Origin of the sequence: Nocardiopsis mwathae, from assembly GCF_014201195.1 — a bacterium.
In the GTDB taxonomy this organism is placed as follows: Bacteria; Actinomycetota; Actinomycetes; order Streptosporangiales; family Streptosporangiaceae; genus Nocardiopsis_C; species Nocardiopsis_C mwathae.
Genome location: NZ_JACHDS010000001.1, coordinates 1,789,214 through 1,806,388 on the forward strand (window position 1 = coordinate 1,789,214; position 17,175 = coordinate 1,806,388).

Below are 17,175 nucleotides of genomic sequence, written 5' to 3' on the forward strand. Positions count from 1 at the left end.
GGTGACCTGGGTCAGGTCCTCGACCTCGACCTCGATCGGGTCCATGTGCGTTCACCTCTCTTCCTCTGGGGAGTAGGCCGCCCTCACACGGATCGGATCCGCGGGGACAACCCCGTTCGCGCGGCCGCGAACGCGTGCGCGTCGGCCGCGAGTTCGATGGCGCTGGTCACCGCGCGCGGTCCGTGCCCGACGTCGCGCTCGTAGCGGAGCAGCACAGGGCGGTCGGGGGAGGTGGCGGCGCTCAGCGCCGCGCACATCTTGCGCGGGTGTGCGGCGTCGGTCCGGGTGTCGCCGTGGAAGCCGGTGAGCAGCACGGCCGGGTAGCGGCAGCCGTGGCTGCGCAGCGCCCGGTGGTAGGGGGAGTAGGACATCAGTGCGGCGAAGTCGACGGGGTCGGCCGTGGTGCCGAACTCCCGGGTCCACAGCCGTCCGAGCCCCAGCTGCTCGAAGCGGGCCATGTCGGCCAGCGGTGCCGAGGCGATGACGGCCGCGCACAGGTCGGGGCGCATGGTGGCGGCGGCGAGGACGAGCAGCCCGCCGGCCGAGCCGCCCGACAGGCACAGCTGCCCGCGCGAGCAGTACCCGCAGTCGACGAGCGTGTCGGCCGCGGCGACGAGGTCCTGGACGGAGCGGATCTTGTTGCGCCGCGCGCCGCGCATGTGCCAGTCCTGCCCGGCGTCGCCGCCGCCGCGCACGTGGGCGACGGCGTAGCGGCCCCCGGCCAGCAGCCAGGACAGCACGGTCGCGCTGAACCCGAACCGGCGGGCGCGGCCGAAGCCGCCGTAGGCGTGCAGGATCGTGGGGCCGGGCTCGTCGAAGGGGCGGGCGGAGAAGAGGGTGACGGGGACGCTCGTGCCGTCGGCCGAGCGGCACCGGATGGTGCGGCGGCGGGGGCGGCTGCCGCGGCTGCGGCCGATCGGGACGGGCGTGCGCGGGGAAGGCCCGGAACGGGTGGTCGAGGCCGGGCGCTGCGCGGTGTCGTCCGGCGCGGGGACGGTCCAGGGCCGGGGGCGGCGCGCCCCGTGGTCGAGCACCAGCACCTTCTGCTGGGTGGCGACGTCGGCGTAGCAGAAGTAGGCGGTGTCGGGGGCGGCGTCGGCCTCCAGCCGGGTCACCATCCCCTCCCCGGGCAGCTCGACGCGGCGCAGGCGGCGGCCGTCGTGCGCGTCGTGGGCGGTGAGCTCGCTGATGCCCAGGAGGTTGCGGGTGACCAGGAGTTCGAGGGCGTCCGGTGTGCCGGTCACGGTGAACGCGTCCAGGGTCGCACCGGGGTCCTCGGGGACGATCTCGCGCCACCGCTCGGGGGCGGGGTCGCGGGGGTCGGCGGCGCAGATACGGCGGCGCGGGGCCTGGAGCGTGGTGCGCAGATAGAGGCGGCCGTCGGGGCCGACGTCGGCCTCGGAGTCGATGTCCTCACCCACGTGGACCGGCCGCAGCCGCGGTGCCCGTGCGCGGCCGCCGGAGAGGTCGGCGATCCACAGGTCGGTGCGGTGCCCGGTGCCGTGGTTCTCGGTGAGCAGCAGCCACCTGCCCCTCACCAGCCGCACGCCGGGGACGGCGCACGGGCCGGCGGTGGAGTGGACGAGGATGTCGGGGACGCGCGGCACGGCCAGGACGCGGTGCAGCCACACGCCGGGGCGGCCGCCGCGGGAGTCGCGGCGCACGTAGTAGAAGGCGGCGTGGTGGGGGGCGGGCAGCCAGGCCACCTGGGAGTAGCGCACGCCGCGGATCGGTTCCTCGACGGGCAGCCCGCTGTCGGCGGACAGGACGCGCAGCGCGCCGCGCTCGGTGCCGCCGGTGGAGGTCTGGACGGCCACCAGGCGGCCGTCGGGGCTGGGCTCCCAGGCGTCCAGAGTGGTCCGGCCGCTGGGGTCGTGGACGGCCGGGTCGAAGACCACGCGCTCCCGCCCGTCGCGGATCGTGACGAGGCGGGGGTGGTCGGCGTCGGCGTCGCGGCGGGTGGTGAAGGCGAGGCCGCCCCGGTGGACGGGCGGGGACCACAGTTCGGTGGCGACCAGGCGGCGGATCTGCCGGGCCAGGCGATCGCGCATCGGCCACGTGGCGGTGGCGCGTGCGAACTCCCGGGACCGGTCGGCGAGCCACCCGCGGGTGGCGGGGGAGTCGGGGTCCTCCAGCCACCGGTAGGGGTCGGCGACGGGCCGTCCGTGCAGGGTGTCCACGACCGACACGAGGTCGCCCCGCCCCGGCGCCCTGGCGAGGCCCTGACGGGGTGACGCCGTGCTCACCATGGAAGGCCCGGGGAGCGGGCGGGGGCACGGGAACAGCCGCGGTGTCGGTTACGCACGCCCACATCCTTCAAGCGCTCGGTAACGGCGGTCAAGTAGCAGCTGACTGGCGGGAGGTAACAGGAAGCTGTCGGAGAAGTTATATTACAAATCGGAAATATCTCCTTTGAACTGCGAGAACGCGCGGTCTGTGCGGCGCTTTCCTCGGTGTCCGGTGCGACTTCCAGGATGGAATGTCCTCACTCTTCGGAGCCATGCTTGTGGACGCCGGGCCCCGTCCACCGCGGACGTCCCGGTGTTCCCGGATGCGCTCGGCGGTGATCGGACGGACGGGGCCGGGCGGGGCCGGGCGGGCGGCGCCGGTCGATTCTGGTGGATTTTCGGCTATGCACCTTTCGCAACCTTTATTGGGCCTTGGGCGTCTCACCGGTGAACGGGTGCGTGAAATCACGCGAAATCATGCGAAATCACCACGGCGGGCGCGGCAGCCGAACAGGCGACACGTGCACCGGCGGGAACTCGAAAACGGGGAGCGCGGACATGACCACAACGGCACGCAGGGCGGCGCGCGCGGCCCTCGCATCGGCGGTGGCGCTGGGCGTCGCCGCGGCGGGCTCGGGCACGGCGGCCAACGCCGAAACGGAGTGGCGGATTCTGCACGGCGGCCAGAGCCTCGGCGGGTCCTTCGGCGCGGTCGCGGCCGCCGACGCCGACCACATCTGGGCGTTCGGCGACGACCAGGCCCAGTCGGACGGCGCGACCTGGGTGTACGGCTGGGACGGGCGGCAGTGGACCCGGGAGGACCTGCCCGAGCAGTGGAGCCTGGTCCCCGAGGTCGCCGACGCCTCCGCCCCCGACAACGTCTGGGCCGCCGGGCGGGGCGCGGACCGGCAGGCGGGAACGCTGCGCTACGACGGCGAGGAATGGCGCACCTTCGACCTGGACCCGGCGCTGTGGCCCAACGACATCGCGGCGGTGGCCCCCGACGACGTCTGGCTGCTGGGTGGAATTCCCGGCGACCCGCCACGTGCCGCGCGCTTCGACGGCGAGATCTGGCGCGACTACTCCGCACCCCGGGTGGGCGGGGCGCTGTCCGCCCTGGACTCCGGTGACATCATCGCGGTCGGAGAGGCCGACGACCGCCCCGCCGTCGACCGGTGGAACGGTGAGGAATGGGTGCCCATGGCCGCGCCCGAGGTGGACGTGCCCCCGGGGGAGTCCGGTGCGGCCCTCACCGACGTCCTCGCCCGCGCCGACGACGACATCTGGGCGGTCGGCCACATCCACTACAAGGACCCCGACGACGTGGCCCACCGGAAGCCGATCCTCGCCCACTGGGACGGAACGGAGTGGGACACGACCGTCGAGGAGAGCGACACCGGCTACGACGTGGTCGTCGACGACGGGGCCGGCGGCGTGTGGATCCGCGAGAGCCACTGGAACCCCACCTACCTCCACCGGGCGGCCGACGGCGCCGTCACCCGCCACACCGTGGACGGCGGCGAGTACGACCTGGCCGTCTTCGGAATGGCCCACGTCCCGGGCACCCACCGGGTCGTGGCGGCCGGCACCGCCTTCGAGAAGGGCGACCCCGACGAGTTCCACGACTACGGCGTCATCCTCGGCCACGGGTTCTAGCCGAACCGGCCACCGGGGTCGGCGCCGCGACGGGGCGGCCGGACACCCGGCCGAGGCGTGCGGTCACGGCACGGCGGTCGGGCATCACCCGTGGCGAGGGCGGGCACGGGCGACCGCAGCACGGCCAACGCGACCGACGGCGACCGCCGCACCGGGTGGAACGGCCGGAGGTCGCGACCCGCGCCGACTTCGGTCGATGCCCTGGCCGCGGCACGGCGGCGCGGGCCGGGGCGAGGGTAGCGTCGTTACCCATGGAAGGTCCCGATCCCCGGCCCGCCCACCGGCGCAGACTGCGCGACCGGTGCGTCGACGCCGCACTGTTCGCCTGCGCGGTGCTCTTCGGGCTGCTGGTCCTCCTGGAACGCAGCGGCCCGCCCCCGTGGCCGCAGTGGCTGGTGGCCGTCGAGTACGCCCTCGGCGCCCTGAGCTGCCTGGCCCTGTGGCTGCGGCGCCGGTGGCCGGTCGCCCTCGCGGTCGTGCTCGTCGTCCTGGCCAGCGCCATCGAACTGGTGGCCGGAGCCGCGCTGGTGGCGCTGTTCACCGTCGCGGTGCACCGGCCCTGGCGGACCACCGCCGCCGTCGCCGGGCTGTCCGTCGCCCTCGGCGCCGTCGTCGTCGCGCTGCACTCCGGCCCGGTCATGCCGCGCGCCCTCGACGAGCTGCTGGGCACCAGCATCCTGCTGGGGCTGGTCGGCTGGGGCCTGTTCATCCGCCACCGGCGCCAGCTCGTGCTGTCCCTGCGCGACCGCGCCGAGCGCGCCGAGACCGAGGCCCGCCTCCGCGCGGAACAGGCGCAGCTGCTGGCCCGCGAGCAGATCGCCCGCGAGATGCACGACATCCTGGGCCACCGCCTCTCCCTGCTCAGCGTGCACGCCGGTGCGCTGGAGTTCCGGCCCGACGCCCGCCCCGAGGACATCGCCCGCACCGCCGGGGTCATCCGGGAGAGCGCCCACCAGGCCCTCCAGGACCTGCGCGAGGTCATCGGCGTGCTGCGCGCCCCCACCGAGGAGCTGCCCCAGCCCACCTTCGCCGACGTACGCGGGCTCGTCGCCGAGTCCTCCCGCGCCGGGACACCGGTCGAGCTCGACGAGGACATCACCGGAACCGTCCCCGACACCGTCGGCCGCACCGCCTACCGCATCGTCCAGGAGGCACTCACCAACGCCCGCAAGCACGCGCCCGGCGCCCCCGTCCATGTCGCCCTCGCGGGACGGCCCGGGGAGGGGCTGACCGTCGAGGTCCGCAATCCCCTTCGCGGCGGCGGTCCACGGGCGGGCACGCCCGTGCCCGCCGGGGCGCCCGCCGCGAAGGCCGGCCACGGCCTGCTCGGACTGGCCGAGCGCGCCGCCATCGTCGGCGGGCGCCTGCGCCACGGCCCCACGACCTCCGGCGACTTCCGGGTCGAGGCCTGGCTACCCTGGCCCGCATGACCTCACCCGGGACCCAGCACATCCGCGTGCTCATCGTCGACGACGACCCCCTGCTCCGCGCCGGACTCGCCATGATGCTGGGAGGCGCCCCCGACATCGAGGTGGTCGCCGAGGCCGGCGACGGAACCGAGGTCGCCTCAGCGGTCGACCGGCACGCGCCGGACGTCGTCCTCATGGACATCCGGATGCCGGCCATGGACGGCCTGGCCGCCACCGAGGCCCTGCGCGCCCGCACCCGCGCGCCCGAGGTCGTCATCCTGACCACCTTCGACGCCGACACCCACGTGCTGCGCGCCCTGCGTGCGGGCGCCGCCGGATTCGTCCTCAAGGACACCCCGCCCGCCGAGATCGTCGAGGCCGTGCGGCGGGTGGCCACGGGCGAACCCGTGCTGTCCCCGGCGGTCACCCGCCGCCTGATCGACCGGGTCACCGAGTCCGACGAGGACCTGCGCCGCCGCCGGGCCCGGGAACGCCTCACCCTGCTCAACGAGCGGGAGCGCGAGGTGGCCGTGGCCATCGGCGGCGGCCGCTCCAACGCCGAGATCGCCGCGAGCCTGTACATGAGCGTGCCGACGGTCAAGTCGCACGTCTCGCGCATCCTCACCAAGCTCGACCTGAACAACCGGGTCCAGGTCGCCCTGCTCGCCCACGACGCCGGCCTGCTCGACGGCGCCGACTGACCCCCTCCCCGCCCCCGACCCGCGCCTCCCTCCGTTGATCTCGGAGATATCGGGGTGAAAATCGCGGCCGAGGCCCCGATATCTCCGAGATCAACGACGAGAGGGGCGGTGGTCGACTTCGGTCGCGGTGGCCGATACCGAAGGACGATGCCCCGGCCCGGCGGCTCGCCCTAGCGTCGGGGGCGTACCTCGCCGCCGGCCCCGGTCGGCGGCATCCGTCCCGAGGAGAAGCGAAGAACCGCGCCATGGAATCGCCGATGAGCCGCCCCGAGAACACCACCGTCGTCCGCGAGCACGTGTGGTGGATCGGCCTGCCCCTGATCGGCGCCGGACTCGGCTGGCTGCTGAGGTCCGTCGCCGGGTGGGTGGCATCCCTGGAATGGGCGCCGTTCCAAGGCCCGTTCAAGCTCGTCGCCGCCCTGCCCGAACCCGTCGCCACCATCGGCGCCCTCGCACTGGGCGCGGCGGCCGGACTGGTCCTGGCCGTGCTGTGGTGGGCCGAGAGTCTGACGGTCACCGTGACCGACGACGGGGTCGAGCTGAAGCGCGGCGACAGCGCCCAGGACTTCCGGCGCTCCTCGGTGCACGCGGCCTTCCTCGACGGCGGACACCTCGTGCTGCTCGGCGGCGGCACCCGCGAGCTGGCCCGGGAGAAGTGCGACCTGGACGCCGCGGCCCTGGCGGGCGCGTTCACCGCCCGCGGATACGCGTGGCTGGCCGACGGCGACCCCCACCGCGAGGAGTTCCGGCGCTGGGTCGAGGGCGCCCCCGAGCTGTCCGCGTCGGCCGACGCCCTGTTCCGGGCCCGCCAGCGCGCACTGGAGGAGAAGGACGGGGACGACGCCGCCGAGCTCCGCCGCGAACTCGCCAAGCTCGGCATCGTCGTCCGGGAGGAGAAGAAGCGCCAGTACTGGCGTGCCGCCGACACCGGCGACCGCCCCTGACCGGCGTCGGCGCCGCCGGTGCGGCCTCCGCGTTCGCGGCGATCCCCTTTCGTCCGCCTCTTTCATCCGCCTCTCATACGCGGCCGCCACGATCGGGCCCCATGGCAGAAGAACCGCATGAGCACCGCGCGACCTCCGCAGCGCCTCCGCCCGCAGCCACCGACTCCGCCCGCCCGCCGCGGCCCCGCCCCGGCCGACTGCTGGCCGGGATCGCCGCCTGCGTCGGCGTGGGTGTGGCCGTGCCGCTGGCCGTCGCAGCGGCCGCACAGCCCGCCGCCGCACCGGTCCGAGTCGAGGACGGATCGGTCATCGTTCCCATCCGAGGCGGCGACGCCGTGGTCGACACGGCCACGCTGGCCGTCACCGCCCGGCCCGACACGGACGGCGGCCCGCGCACCCTGTCCGAATCCGCCGAGCAGGACCTGGGCGAACCCGGCGACGTCGCGGTCGACGGCGACGGCGCCCACTGGTCCTACCCCGACCTCGGGCTGGAGGCCACGGCGACCGCCGAGCAGGGCCGCCTCGCCGTCGAGCTGCGCTCCACCGCCGAGGCCGCCGCCGACACCACCCTCACCTGGCCGGTGACCGGCACCGACCCCGCCGCCTCCGCCGTGGATTTCCCCCGCGGGGAGGGCCTGTCGGTCCCGCTCGACGACGACTTCTGGAACTCCGAGGACGCCGGGCTGGCCGGGACGGACATCGACATGAGTTCCGGGCTGACCATGCCCTTCTGGGGGATCGACCTGGGCGGGCTCGGCGCCGCCTACAGCGTGGGCGACGACGGCATCGGGACCCTGCTGCGCTTCGTCTCCGACGGCGGGCGGCTGTCCAACGAGGCCGAGCACACCTTCTCCGGGGCGTCCGGGACCCTCGACTACGCGGTGACGATCGCCCTGACCGGCGCCGAGCCCACCGCCGCGGCGGCCGACTACCGCTCCCTGCTCAAGGAGCGCGGGCGGCTCGGCTCGCTCAGGGCGAAGATCGCGGCCAACCCCGAGGTCCAGAAGCTCATCGGCGCCTTCCACGCCTACACCTGGGGCGCCGGCAGCCGTGCCGAGGGCATCGCGCGGATGCGGGAGCTGGGGATCGGACGCATGTGGCTCGGCTACGACCCCGAGAGCGCGCCGATGGACGCCGAGGCGGTGGGCGCCGCCGACGACGCCGGGTACCTCGTCGGCCCCTACGACTCTTGGGCCAACGCCCAGGACCCCGCCGATTCCGACACGGCCCTGTCGGTCTGGCCCGACGGTGTCTACCCGCGTGACTGCGTCATCGAGGCCGACGGCACACCGAAGACCGGCTTCGGCGGCCGCGGCTGCTACCTGAGCTCCCAGGCCGTCGCCGACGGCGACGAGCTCCGGGAGTCCATCGCCGAGCGGGTGAGGGACCTGACCGCCAACGGCGCCACCGGCTACTTCCTCGACGTCGACGCCGCGGGTGAGCTCTTCGACGACCACAGCCCCGACCACCCGATGACCCAGGCCCGGGACCGCGACAACCGCATCGAGCGGATGCGCGGCCTGACCGAGGACGACGGCCTGGTCCTCGGCTCGGAGTCGGCCGTCGGCTGGGCCAATGAGGTGATCGCGTTCGACCACGGCTCCTCCACCCCGGTCGCCGACGGCCTGTGGGCGGCCCAGCGGGACCGGGAGAGCTGGGGCGCCTGGGCCCCGGCGAGCGGCCCGAAGTTCTTCTTCAAGCCCGCGACCCTGCCCGAGCCGGTCGCCACGGCCATGTTCGACCCCGCCTACCGGGTCCCGCTGTACCAGACCGTGCTGCACGACTCGGTGATCGGTACCGACCGCTGGGAGCTGCCCCTCTACAAGCTCCCCGACCGGAAGCGCGACCGTGTCCTGCTCGCGATGCTCTACAACACCCCGATCAACCTGGTGCTCAACGACGACGAGCTCGACGCGCACGGCGAGGAGATCGCCGAGCTGCAGAACTACTTCCAGCCGCTGCACGAGGCGGCGGCCACCGAGCCCATGACCGGCTTCGCCTACCTGTCCGACGACCATCTGGTGCAGCGCACCGGGTTCGGCGACGGGGCGCTGACCGTCACCGCCAACTTCGGCGACGCGGCCGACCCCGGCACCGGACTGCCGGGCGGCTGCGTCGAGGCGAGTGTCGACGGCGGTGCGCCCCGGCGCCTGTGCCCCGAGGCGGCCTGACCACGGGCCCCTGACACCGCCGTTCCCCCGAGACCATCGGAGGGAATACCGCCATGGGGTAGCGTCCCCGGCGTGCGGGGGACCGGTGACGCGGAGAGGCGGCCACGATGCGGGTCGAGGGATTCACGGCCACCTGATCGACGGCGTCCTGCGTGCGGGCGCCGACACCACGCTGGCCGAGGTCTATGCGGGTGTGGTGCGTCCGGCGCTGGGCATCGAGGCCTACTTCGGGGTGCCGGAGCACGTCCTTGCCCGGGCCGCCGACCTGGAGTACGCCGACGCGGAGTGGCCGCGCCGGCTGCCCGCACTACCGTGGATGGCGCCGCCCGCCGGAGCCATGGACATGGGCCGGATGAACAGCCCGGAGTGGCGGCGCGCGGTCTTCGGTGCGATCAACCTGCACACCACCGCGAGCGCCGCTGCGAAGTTCTTCGCCGATCTGACCCGCGAGGACGGCCCCGTGCGCGCACTCCTGGGCCCGCGCCTGCACGGCGAATTCCTCCGACCCCAGGTCACCGGCCACGACGACCTGTTCGGCACCGAGGTCACCTGGACGCCGGGCTTCGTCCGCGACCATGTCAAGATCGCCAAGGGCGGGCTCGGCGGCTCGGCCGCCTGGTGGTCGCTGCGGCACCACCACGCCTGCGCCTACCTCACGCGCCGCCTCGACGACCACGCGCGCGCCGCCGAGATCGCGGCCGCCCTGGGCGACGACCTGACCGTGATGCCGCTGCGCTGACCTCGGCGGGGGCGGCTATACCCACCCGGCGTCGTGGGCGAGGATGGCCGCCTGCACCCGGTTGGTCATGCCGAGCTTGGAGAGGATGCGGCTGACGTGTGCCTTGACCGTGGCCTCGCGCATCCCCAGTTCGCGGCCGACCTCGGCGTTGGACATGCCGCGGGCGATGGCGACGAGCACGTCGCGCTCGCGGTCGCTCAGCACCTCCAACCGCTTGGCGGCCACCGGCGCCTCGTCGGACGCGGGTGCGGCGAAACGCTCCAGCATGCGCTTGGTGACGCTGGGCGCGAGCATGGCGTTGCCCTCGTCGATCGTCCGCACGGCCGAGATCAGGTCGCGCGGCGGGGTGTCCTTGAGCAGGAAGCCCACGGCCCCCGCACGCAGCGCGCGGTGCACGTACTCGTCCAGGTCGAAGGTGGTGAGCAGGACGACTTTGGGCGGGTTCGGCAGGGCCGTCAACTCGGCGGCGGCGGTCAGCCCGTCGACGCCCGGCATCCGGATGTCGAGCAGGACGACGTCGGGCGCCAGCTGACGGGCCAGGCGGACCGCCTCGGCGCCGTCGGCCCCCTCGCCGACGACCTCGATGTCGTCGGCCGAGTCCAGGATCATCTTCAGCCCCGAGCGCACCAGCTGCTCGTCGTCGATCAGTATCGTGCGGATCACCCGCGTTCCCCTGTCTCCTCAGACTCCTGCGTCCCCACCGGCAAGATAGCGCGAACCTGCCACCCGCCGTCCGGGTACGGGCCCGCGGACAGGTCGCCGCCGACCAGACTGATGCGCTCGCGCAGCCCGGCCAGCCCGTATCCGCTGCTGGGCGGAGGTTCCGAGCACGGGCCGGCGGTGTCGCGGCGCGGCTCGTTGGTGACGACGATCTCCAGGTTGTCCTCGCCGTAGTCCATGCGGACCGTGACCGCGCCGCCGGGGGCGTGCTTTCCGGCGTTGGTCAGCGCCTCCTGCACCGTGCGGAACGCGGTGCGCTCCACCTGGGCGGGCAGCGGGCGCGGGGATCCCGTGGTACGCCACTCGATCCGCATTCCGGCCGTCCGCCATTCGGAGATCAGCCGGGCGAGGTCGGAGAGGACCGGCTGCGGGGCGGTGGGCGCGTCGGCGGCGGGGTCGTCGCGCAGCACGCCGAGGATCTCGCGGAGCTCGGAGAGGGCCTCGCGGCCGGTGCTGCGGATCAGCCCGGCGGTCTCGACGGTCGTCGGGTCGGAGGCGGACACCTCCAGTCCGCCGGCGTGCAGCACCATCAGGCTGACCCGGTGGGCGACGACGTCGTGCATCTCCCGGGCGATGCGGGTGCGTTCGGCGGTGATGGCGCGGTCGGCCATCAGGTGCTGTTCGCGCTCCAGCCGCTCGGCGCGCTCCTTGAGGTTGTCGACGAGCTGGCGGCGGGTGCCCACCCACAGCCCGATGGTGAGGGGGAGCGCGATGAACACGATCCACACGCTCAGGGTGAGGAAGACGGGCGTCTCGCTGAAGGAGTAGGCGACGGCCGCCCCGATGACCATGGTCAGGGTCCAGGCCGCCAACCGCCGCCGGTCGGAGAACCAGGCGGCATACGAGTACAGGGCGATCGCGGCCGCCACCCCGCTGCCGAACACGAAGAGCATCACGGCCGCGGCTATCAGCAGCAGCTCGGGGCGGGTACGGCGGAACAGGATCGCCAGCGCCGTCAGCGCGGGGAACAGCAGCACCACCAGGCCGATCGCCACCAACTGCAACGGCCACGCCACGGGTCCGTCCAGCAGGCGCATCACCGGAGCGGCCATCCCCGACTGCGATGCGGCGGAGGACAGGATGATCCACGGCCAGAGGGTGATCGCGTAGAACCAGTCGGCGAACCGGTAGCGGCGGTCCCACCACCACTTCCAGAGCCGCGTCGGGCGCTCCCCGAACGCGCGCCGCAGCTTCTCTTCCTCTCCATGGAACATGTGCCGGAGTCTATGGCGCGCTCTGCGCCGCGGGCTTCGCCTGGTCAACGGCGTTTTCCCGGGGGCGGCGAAAGTCGATCACCCATCAGCGCCGCAGGTCAGGAAGGCGAACCCGGGCGAGTCCGGGGAGGCGGGGGTGGAGGGGCACCGACGAAAGTCGGTACCGGTGCCCCGACGAAGGCGTCGCCGGCGCCGTTCGGCCGTACTTTCGGCCCAGGCGGAAATCGGCTCTCCGACCGAGGAATCCGTGACATGCGCGGACATACCGTGATCAAAGTTGCGGCGGGCCATGCACCCGCCCGTCGCCGGAACAGACCCCGTTGAATCCGTCAGGAGAACCGATCGTGAGCGAAAGCGCCGCACTGGCCACGCCGCACCGACAGCACCCGCAAGCCCCGCCCGTGGTGATCGCCCGTAATCTCACCAAGGTGTACGGCAGCGGGGACTCGGCGGTCCGCGCCCTGGACGACGTGTCGGTGGAGTTCACCCGCGGCGCGTTCACCGCGATCATGGGCCCCTCCGGATCGGGCAAGTCCACCCTCATGCACACCCTGGCCGGACTGGACACCGCCACCTCCGGCACCGTCCACCTCGGCCGCACCGACATCACCCGCCTCAAGGACAAGCAGCTCACCCTCCTGCGCCGCGACCGCATCGGCTTCATCTTCCAGTCCTTCAACCTCCTGCCCATGCTCACCGCCGAGCAGAACATCCTCCTGCCCGCCCAGATCGCCAAACGCGGCACCGACCGCGAGCGCTTCGACCACATCATCAAGGTCGTCGGCCTGGAGAACCGGCTGCACCACCTGCCCTCCAAGCTGTCGGGCGGCCAGCAGCAGCGCGTGGCCGTGGCCCGCGCCCTGCTCGGCGCCCCCGAGGTCGTCTACGCCGACGAGCCCACCGGCAACCTCGATTCGCGCTCCGGCGCCGAGGTCCTGGCCTTCCTGCGCGACTCGGCCCGCGAGCTGGGCCAGACCATCGTCATGGTCACCCACGACCCCGTCGCCGCCTCCTACGCCGACCGGGTCGTCTTCCTGCGCGACGGCCGCCTGGTCGACGAGGTCCACGCCCCCACCGCCGAGACCGTGCTCGACCGCCTCGTGAAGCTGGAGGCCTGAGCCGTGCTGCGCACCACCCTGGCCGGCCTGCGCATGCACAAGGGCCGCCTGATCACCACCGCCCTGGCCATCATCCTCGGCGTCATGTTCGTCTCCGGCACCCTCGTCTTCACCGGAACCCTCAAGGAGAGCTTCAGCAGCCAGGTCATGGGCTCCGCGGACAAGCTCTCCGCGATCGTGGAGCCGGAGAGCACGCCGCACCAGGCCCCGGACGCCGAGCCGGACCTGCTGCCGAGCTCGACCCTCGACGACATCCGCGACCTGTCCGAGGTCGACAAGGCCGACGGCGTCATCAAGGCCGACGCCCCGCTCCTGGACAAGGACGGCCGCGCCGTCGGCACCTTCCCGACCAAGGGCATCTCGGTCGGTGAGGTCACCCGCTACGACGCGACCGCGGGGCGCCTGCCCACGGCGGGCGACGAGGTCGCCCTGGCCACCAACATCGCCGCCGAGACCGGTTATGAGATCGGGGACAAGGCCGAGGTCCTCGACCCCGACGGTGAGAAGCACACCTTCACCGTGACCGGCCTCATCGACGTCGGCGTCGACCAGGAGCTCGCCTTCATGGGCGCGCTCGCCTTCACCCACGACACGGCCGTGCGGATGACCGGTGTCTCCGACTACAGCGAGATCGACGTCATCGGCACCGACGGTACCGACGACAGCGCCGTCGCCTCCGCCGTGGAGAAGGCCGCCGGCAGCGGCGCCGAGGTCATGACCGGCCAGGAGAAGGGCGAGGCCCTGGCCAAGGCGGCAGGCGCCCAGGCCGATGTCATGGCCACCGCCCTCATGCTCTTCGCCCTGATCTCGGTCTTCGTCGCCGGGATCGTCATCTACAACACCTTCGCCATCCTCATCGCCCAGCGCCAGCGCGAGATGGCCCTGCTGCGCTGCGTCGGCGCCCATCGCGGCCAGGTCTTCGGCAGCGTGCTCACCGAAGCGCTCGTCGTCGGCCTGGTGGCCTCGGCTCTGGGCGTGCTCGCCGGCATCGGCCTGGGCTACGGCGCCTTCCAGCTCGGCGGCGAAGCCATCGGCGGCGACGGCGCCCCGGCCGCGCTGGTCGTCAGCCCGTCGGCGGTCATCGTCGGCATGCTCGTCGGCACCCTGATGACGCTGTTCGCGGCGCTGGTCCCGGCGCTGCGCGCCACCCGCGTGCCGCCGCTGGCGGCGCTGCGCACCAGCGCGGTGGCGCACGGCCTGGACAAGGGCTTCGGGTGGAAGCGGATCGCCGGTGCCGCGGTGTTCTTCCTGGCCTCCGGCGGACTGATCCCCCTGGCGATGGACGCCAAGGGGCAGGACGGCCTGACGCTGACCGCCGTGTCCGGCATCCTCGCCTTCATCGGCGTGGTCATCATCGGCCCGCTGCTGGTCCGCGCCGTGGTCACGGCCGTGGGCGTTCCGATGCGCAGGATCGGCGTGCCCAGCATGCTCGCCGCCGACAACGCGCGGCGCAGTCCCAAACGCGCCGCCACCGCCATGATCGCGCTCACCGTCGGCGCCACCCTCATCACCGGCTACTCCGTCATCAGCGCGTCGGTCTCCAAGACGATGACCGAGATGATGGACAGGCAGTTCCCGGTGGACTACCAGGTCACCCAGCAGGTCAGCCTGGACGGCGACGGAAACGGCCGCGGCATCCCGGAGGCGGTCGTCGACCGCCTGGAGGCCTCCCCGAAGATCGCCACGGTCATCGGCCAGCGCAGCACCGACGTGGAGGGCGAGGACGGCTACACCCCGGTCTCCGCCTATGACGGCGCCACCCTCGGTACCGACATCAAGTCCGACGTGGAGGCCGGCGACCTGGCCGACCTGGGCCCGGGGAAGGCCGTCCTGTCGGACGACACGGCCACCGGCGGATCGGGCGTGGGGGACACCTACACCCTGCGGACCGAGAAGGGCGAGCGCTCCTTCGAGATCGTCGCGATCACCAAGGACTCCCCGCAGATGTGGGGCGTGACCCTGGACCCGGACGACTTCGCCGCGGACTTCCCCGGCGTCAGCGGGTACCGGCAGGTCTCGGTCAAGGGCGCCGAGTCGGCGCCCAGCGACGAGGTGCGCGACGCGGTCTACGCCGCCGTCGACGACGACCCGACGCTGCAGGTCGCGTCGGTCGCCCAGGTCAAGAAGCAGTTCGACGACATGCTCAACATGGCGTTCCTGGTCATCGCGGCCATGCTCGGCCTGGCGATCATCATCGCGGTGTTCGGCATCGCCAACACCATGGCGCTCTCCGTGCTGGAGCGCACCCGCGAGTCGGCGCTGCTGCGGGCGCTGGGACTGTCCAAGGCGCAGCTGCGGCGGATGCTCAGCCTGGAGGCCGTCCTGCTCTGCCTGATCGGCGCGGGCGTGGGCATCGGGCTCGGTGTCCTGTTCGGCTGGGTCGCGGGCGCAGCCTCGTTCCAGGGCATGCAGTTCGCCCTGCCGGCCGGGCAGATCGCGGTCTTCATCGCGGTCGCGGTCGTCGCCGGCCTGCTGGCCTCGGTGCTGCCGGGCCGCAAGGCCGCGAAGACCTCGATCACCGGGGCGCTCGCCAGCGAGTAGCCCCGGCCGGGGCGCGGGGTCGTTTCACCGGGCGGCCCCGCGACACACCGGTGGCGCGGGCGGTTCCCCCTCAGGGGGGCCGCCCGCGCCGTAGTGTTTCCCGGGGAGGTGAGCCGGGTGATCGGTGGCGGGACCGGCCGGGTCGCCGCGGGCGAGGTCGCCTGGGGCACCCCGGCGGCACGGTGGATCATGACCGCGACGGTGCTGGGCTCGGGCATGGCGTTCCTCGACTCGACGGTCGTCAACGTCGCGCTACCCGACATCTCCGCCGACCTGGACACCGGCATGTCCGGGCTGCAGTGGATCGTCAACGGCTACATGATCACGCTGTCGGCCCTGATCCTGCTCAGCGGGTCGCTCGGCGACCGGTTCGGCCGGGTGCGGCTGTTCATCCTCGGTGTCGCCTGGTTCGCGGTGGCCTCGGCGCTGTGCACGGTCGCTCCGGACCTGTCCTGGCTGGTGGCGGGGCGCCTGCTGCAGGGGGTGGGCGGCGCGATGCTCACCCCGGGCAGCCTCGCGATCATCCAAGCGGGCTTCCGCAAGGAGGACCGGGCGCGGGCGATCGGCGCGTGGTCCGGGCTGACCGGCGTGGCCGCGGCGGCCGGGCCGTTCGTCGGCGGCTGGCTGGTCGACACGGGCTCATGGCGGCTGATCTTCCTCATCAACCTGCCGCTGGCGGTGGTGGTGCTGTTCATCGCCTGGCGCCACCTGCCCGAATCGCGCGACACCGAGGCGCCGGAGCGGCTGGACCATCGCGGGGCGGTCCTGGGCGTCGTCGGGCTGGCCGGGATCACCTACGCGCTGATCCAGTCGGGCGCGCCCCAGGCTCCGGTGGCGGGGATCGCGGCCAGCGCGGTGATCGGGGTGGCGGCGCTGGTGGCCTTCGTGGTCGCCGAGCGGCGCAGCCCCCACCCCATGCTGCCGCTGGACATCTTCTCTTCGGTGCGCTTCAGCGTGACCAACGCCGTGACCGTGCTGGTCTACGGTGCGCTGGGGCCGCTGTTCTTCCTACTGGTCATCTACCTGCAGGAGGTGCGCGGCTACAGCGCGGTGGCCGCCGGCGCCGCCGCGCTGCCCATCACCGTGCTGATGCTCGTGCTCTCCGGCCAGTCGGGGCGGCTGTCCGAGCGCATCGGTCCGCGCCCCCAGCTGACCGTCGGCCCGCTGCTGGTCGCCGCCGGGACGCTCCTGCTGGCCAGGCTGGGCGCTCCCGAGCCCGGCCAGGAGGCGACACTGGGCGACTACACCGCCGCCGTGCTGCCCGGCGTCGTCCTGGTCGGGCTGGGGCTGTCCACCGTGGTCGCGCCGCTCACGGCCACCGTGCTGGCCTCCGCCCCCGAACGCCACGCCGGGGTGGCCTCCGGCGTCAACAACACCCTGGCGCGCGGCGCCCAGCTGATCGGTGTGGCCGCCGTTCCGGTGCTCGCGGGGATCACCGGTGCGCGCGGCATCGCCGCCGGGTTCGGCCCGGCGATGCTGATCCTCACCGGACTCGGCGTCGCCGCGTCGGTGCTGGCCCTGTTCCTGCGGGACCACGAGGTCCGGGCCCGCGCGTTCCGCCGCACCTTCTGCGACGTGTCCGGGCCGCCGCTGAGCCGCTGCCCGGGATCGACGGCGGGTGAGGGACCCGGCGCGGCCGACCGCTGAGTCGCGTCGGCGCCCGAACCGGTCTCCGAGCGTGCCGGACGCGCATCGCGCCTGGTCTAGCCTGGCCGGAGGGGCGCCATCCCCGCC

12 protein-coding genes are annotated in these 17,175 nt (G+C 73.4%); 9 read left to right on the plus strand and 3 right to left on the minus strand.

The annotated features are described in order from the left end of the window. Positions 1 to 83: 83 nt before the first annotated feature. A complete protein-coding gene (locus HNR23_RS07325; protein ID WP_184074672.1) occupies positions 84 to 2,249 on the minus strand; it encodes a prolyl oligopeptidase family serine peptidase in 2,166 nt (721 codons plus the stop codon). 537 nt (positions 2,250 to 2,786) lie between these two features. On the opposite strand from HNR23_RS07325, the gene HNR23_RS07330 reads away from it, so the two are divergent. The 6 genes from HNR23_RS07330 (at position 2,787) to HNR23_RS07355 (ending at position 9,848) form a co-directional block, all read left to right on the plus strand. Further along, positions 2,787 to 3,884 (plus strand): hypothetical protein, encoded by a 1,098-nt coding sequence (locus HNR23_RS07330; protein ID WP_184074673.1) that lies wholly within the window; start codon positions 2,787 to 2,789, stop codon positions 3,882 to 3,884. A 251-nt stretch (positions 3,885 to 4,135) separates the two neighbouring features. Then, complete coding sequence (locus HNR23_RS07335) at positions 4,136 to 5,314, plus strand: histidine kinase (protein WP_184074674.1); 1,179 nt, start codon at positions 4,136 to 4,138, stop codon at positions 5,312 to 5,314. Beyond that, complete coding sequence (locus HNR23_RS07340) at positions 5,311 to 5,994, plus strand: response regulator transcription factor (protein ID WP_184074675.1); 684 nt, start codon at positions 5,311 to 5,313, stop codon at positions 5,992 to 5,994. The genes HNR23_RS07335 and HNR23_RS07340 overlap by 4 nt, the downstream gene beginning before the upstream one ends. 257 nt (positions 5,995 to 6,251) lie before the next feature. Next, positions 6,252 to 6,938, plus strand: a complete 687-nt coding sequence (locus tag HNR23_RS07345) for a YqeB family protein (protein ID WP_184074676.1) — start codon at positions 6,252 to 6,254, stop codon at positions 6,936 to 6,938. A 101-nt stretch (positions 6,939 to 7,039) separates the two neighbouring features. Then, the gene (locus tag HNR23_RS07350; RefSeq protein ID WP_246421628.1) at positions 7,040 to 9,109 is read left to right on the plus strand and encodes a glycoside hydrolase; all 2,070 of its coding nucleotides are present in this window, start codon (positions 7,040 to 7,042) and stop codon (positions 9,107 to 9,109) included. A gap of 85 nt (positions 9,110 to 9,194) precedes the next feature. Next, the gene (locus tag HNR23_RS07355; RefSeq protein ID WP_343070459.1) at positions 9,195 to 9,848 is read left to right on the plus strand and encodes a hypothetical protein; all 654 of its coding nucleotides are present in this window, start codon (positions 9,195 to 9,197) and stop codon (positions 9,846 to 9,848) included. 15 nt (positions 9,849 to 9,863) lie between these two features. On the opposite strand, the gene HNR23_RS07360 is transcribed toward HNR23_RS07355, so the two are convergent. Then, entirely contained in the window at positions 9,864 to 10,511 is a 648-nt protein-coding gene (locus tag HNR23_RS07360) for a response regulator (RefSeq protein WP_184074678.1), read from the minus strand. Continuing rightward, the gene (locus HNR23_RS07365) at positions 10,508 to 11,782 is read right to left on the minus strand and encodes a sensor histidine kinase (RefSeq protein ID WP_184074679.1); all 1,275 of its coding nucleotides are present in this window, start codon (positions 11,780 to 11,782) and stop codon (positions 10,508 to 10,510) included. The genes HNR23_RS07360 and HNR23_RS07365 overlap by 4 nt, the downstream gene beginning before the upstream one ends. Positions 11,783 to 12,126: 344 nt before the next feature. Here HNR23_RS07365 and HNR23_RS07370 point away from each other — a divergent pair, with 344 nt between their 5' ends. From HNR23_RS07370 to HNR23_RS07380, 3 genes are all read left to right on the plus strand, one after another. Beyond that, entirely contained in the window at positions 12,127 to 12,900 is a 774-nt protein-coding gene (locus tag HNR23_RS07370; RefSeq protein WP_184074680.1) for an ATP-binding cassette domain-containing protein, read from the plus strand. Positions 12,901 to 12,903: 3 nt separating this feature from the next. Beyond that, complete coding sequence (locus tag HNR23_RS07375) at positions 12,904 to 15,441, plus strand: FtsX-like permease family protein (RefSeq protein WP_184074681.1); 2,538 nt, start codon at positions 12,904 to 12,906, stop codon at positions 15,439 to 15,441. Between the two features lie 117 nt (positions 15,442 to 15,558). Continuing rightward, positions 15,559 to 17,088, plus strand: coding sequence for an MFS transporter (locus HNR23_RS07380; protein ID WP_394353752.1), 1,530 nt, complete (start codon positions 15,559 to 15,561; stop codon positions 17,086 to 17,088). Positions 17,089 to 17,175: the final 87 nt, after the last annotated feature.

What these genes read in the sequence shown, in the direction of transcription:
- HNR23_RS07350 (WP_246421628.1), top strand. Translation starts at nt 7,040, where the DNA reads ATGGCAGAAGAACCGCATGAGCACCGCGCGACCTCCGCAGCGCCTCCG.
- HNR23_RS07335 (WP_184074674.1), top strand. Translation starts at nt 4,136, where the DNA reads ATGGAAGGTCCCGATCCCCGGCCCGCCCACCGGCGCAGACTGCGCGAC.
- HNR23_RS07365 (WP_184074679.1), bottom strand. Translation starts at nt 11,782, where the DNA reads ATGTTCCATGGAGAGGAAGAGAAGCTGCGGCGCGCGTTCGGGGAGCGC.
- HNR23_RS07325 (WP_184074672.1), bottom strand. Translation starts at nt 2,249, where the DNA reads ATGGTGAGCACGGCGTCACCCCGTCAGGGCCTCGCCAGGGCGCCGGGG.
- HNR23_RS07340 (WP_184074675.1), top strand. Translation starts at nt 5,311, where the DNA reads ATGACCTCACCCGGGACCCAGCACATCCGCGTGCTCATCGTCGACGAC.
- HNR23_RS07345 (WP_184074676.1), top strand. Translation starts at nt 6,252, where the DNA reads ATGAGCCGCCCCGAGAACACCACCGTCGTCCGCGAGCACGTGTGGTGG.
- HNR23_RS07330 (WP_184074673.1), top strand. Translation starts at nt 2,787, where the DNA reads ATGACCACAACGGCACGCAGGGCGGCGCGCGCGGCCCTCGCATCGGCG.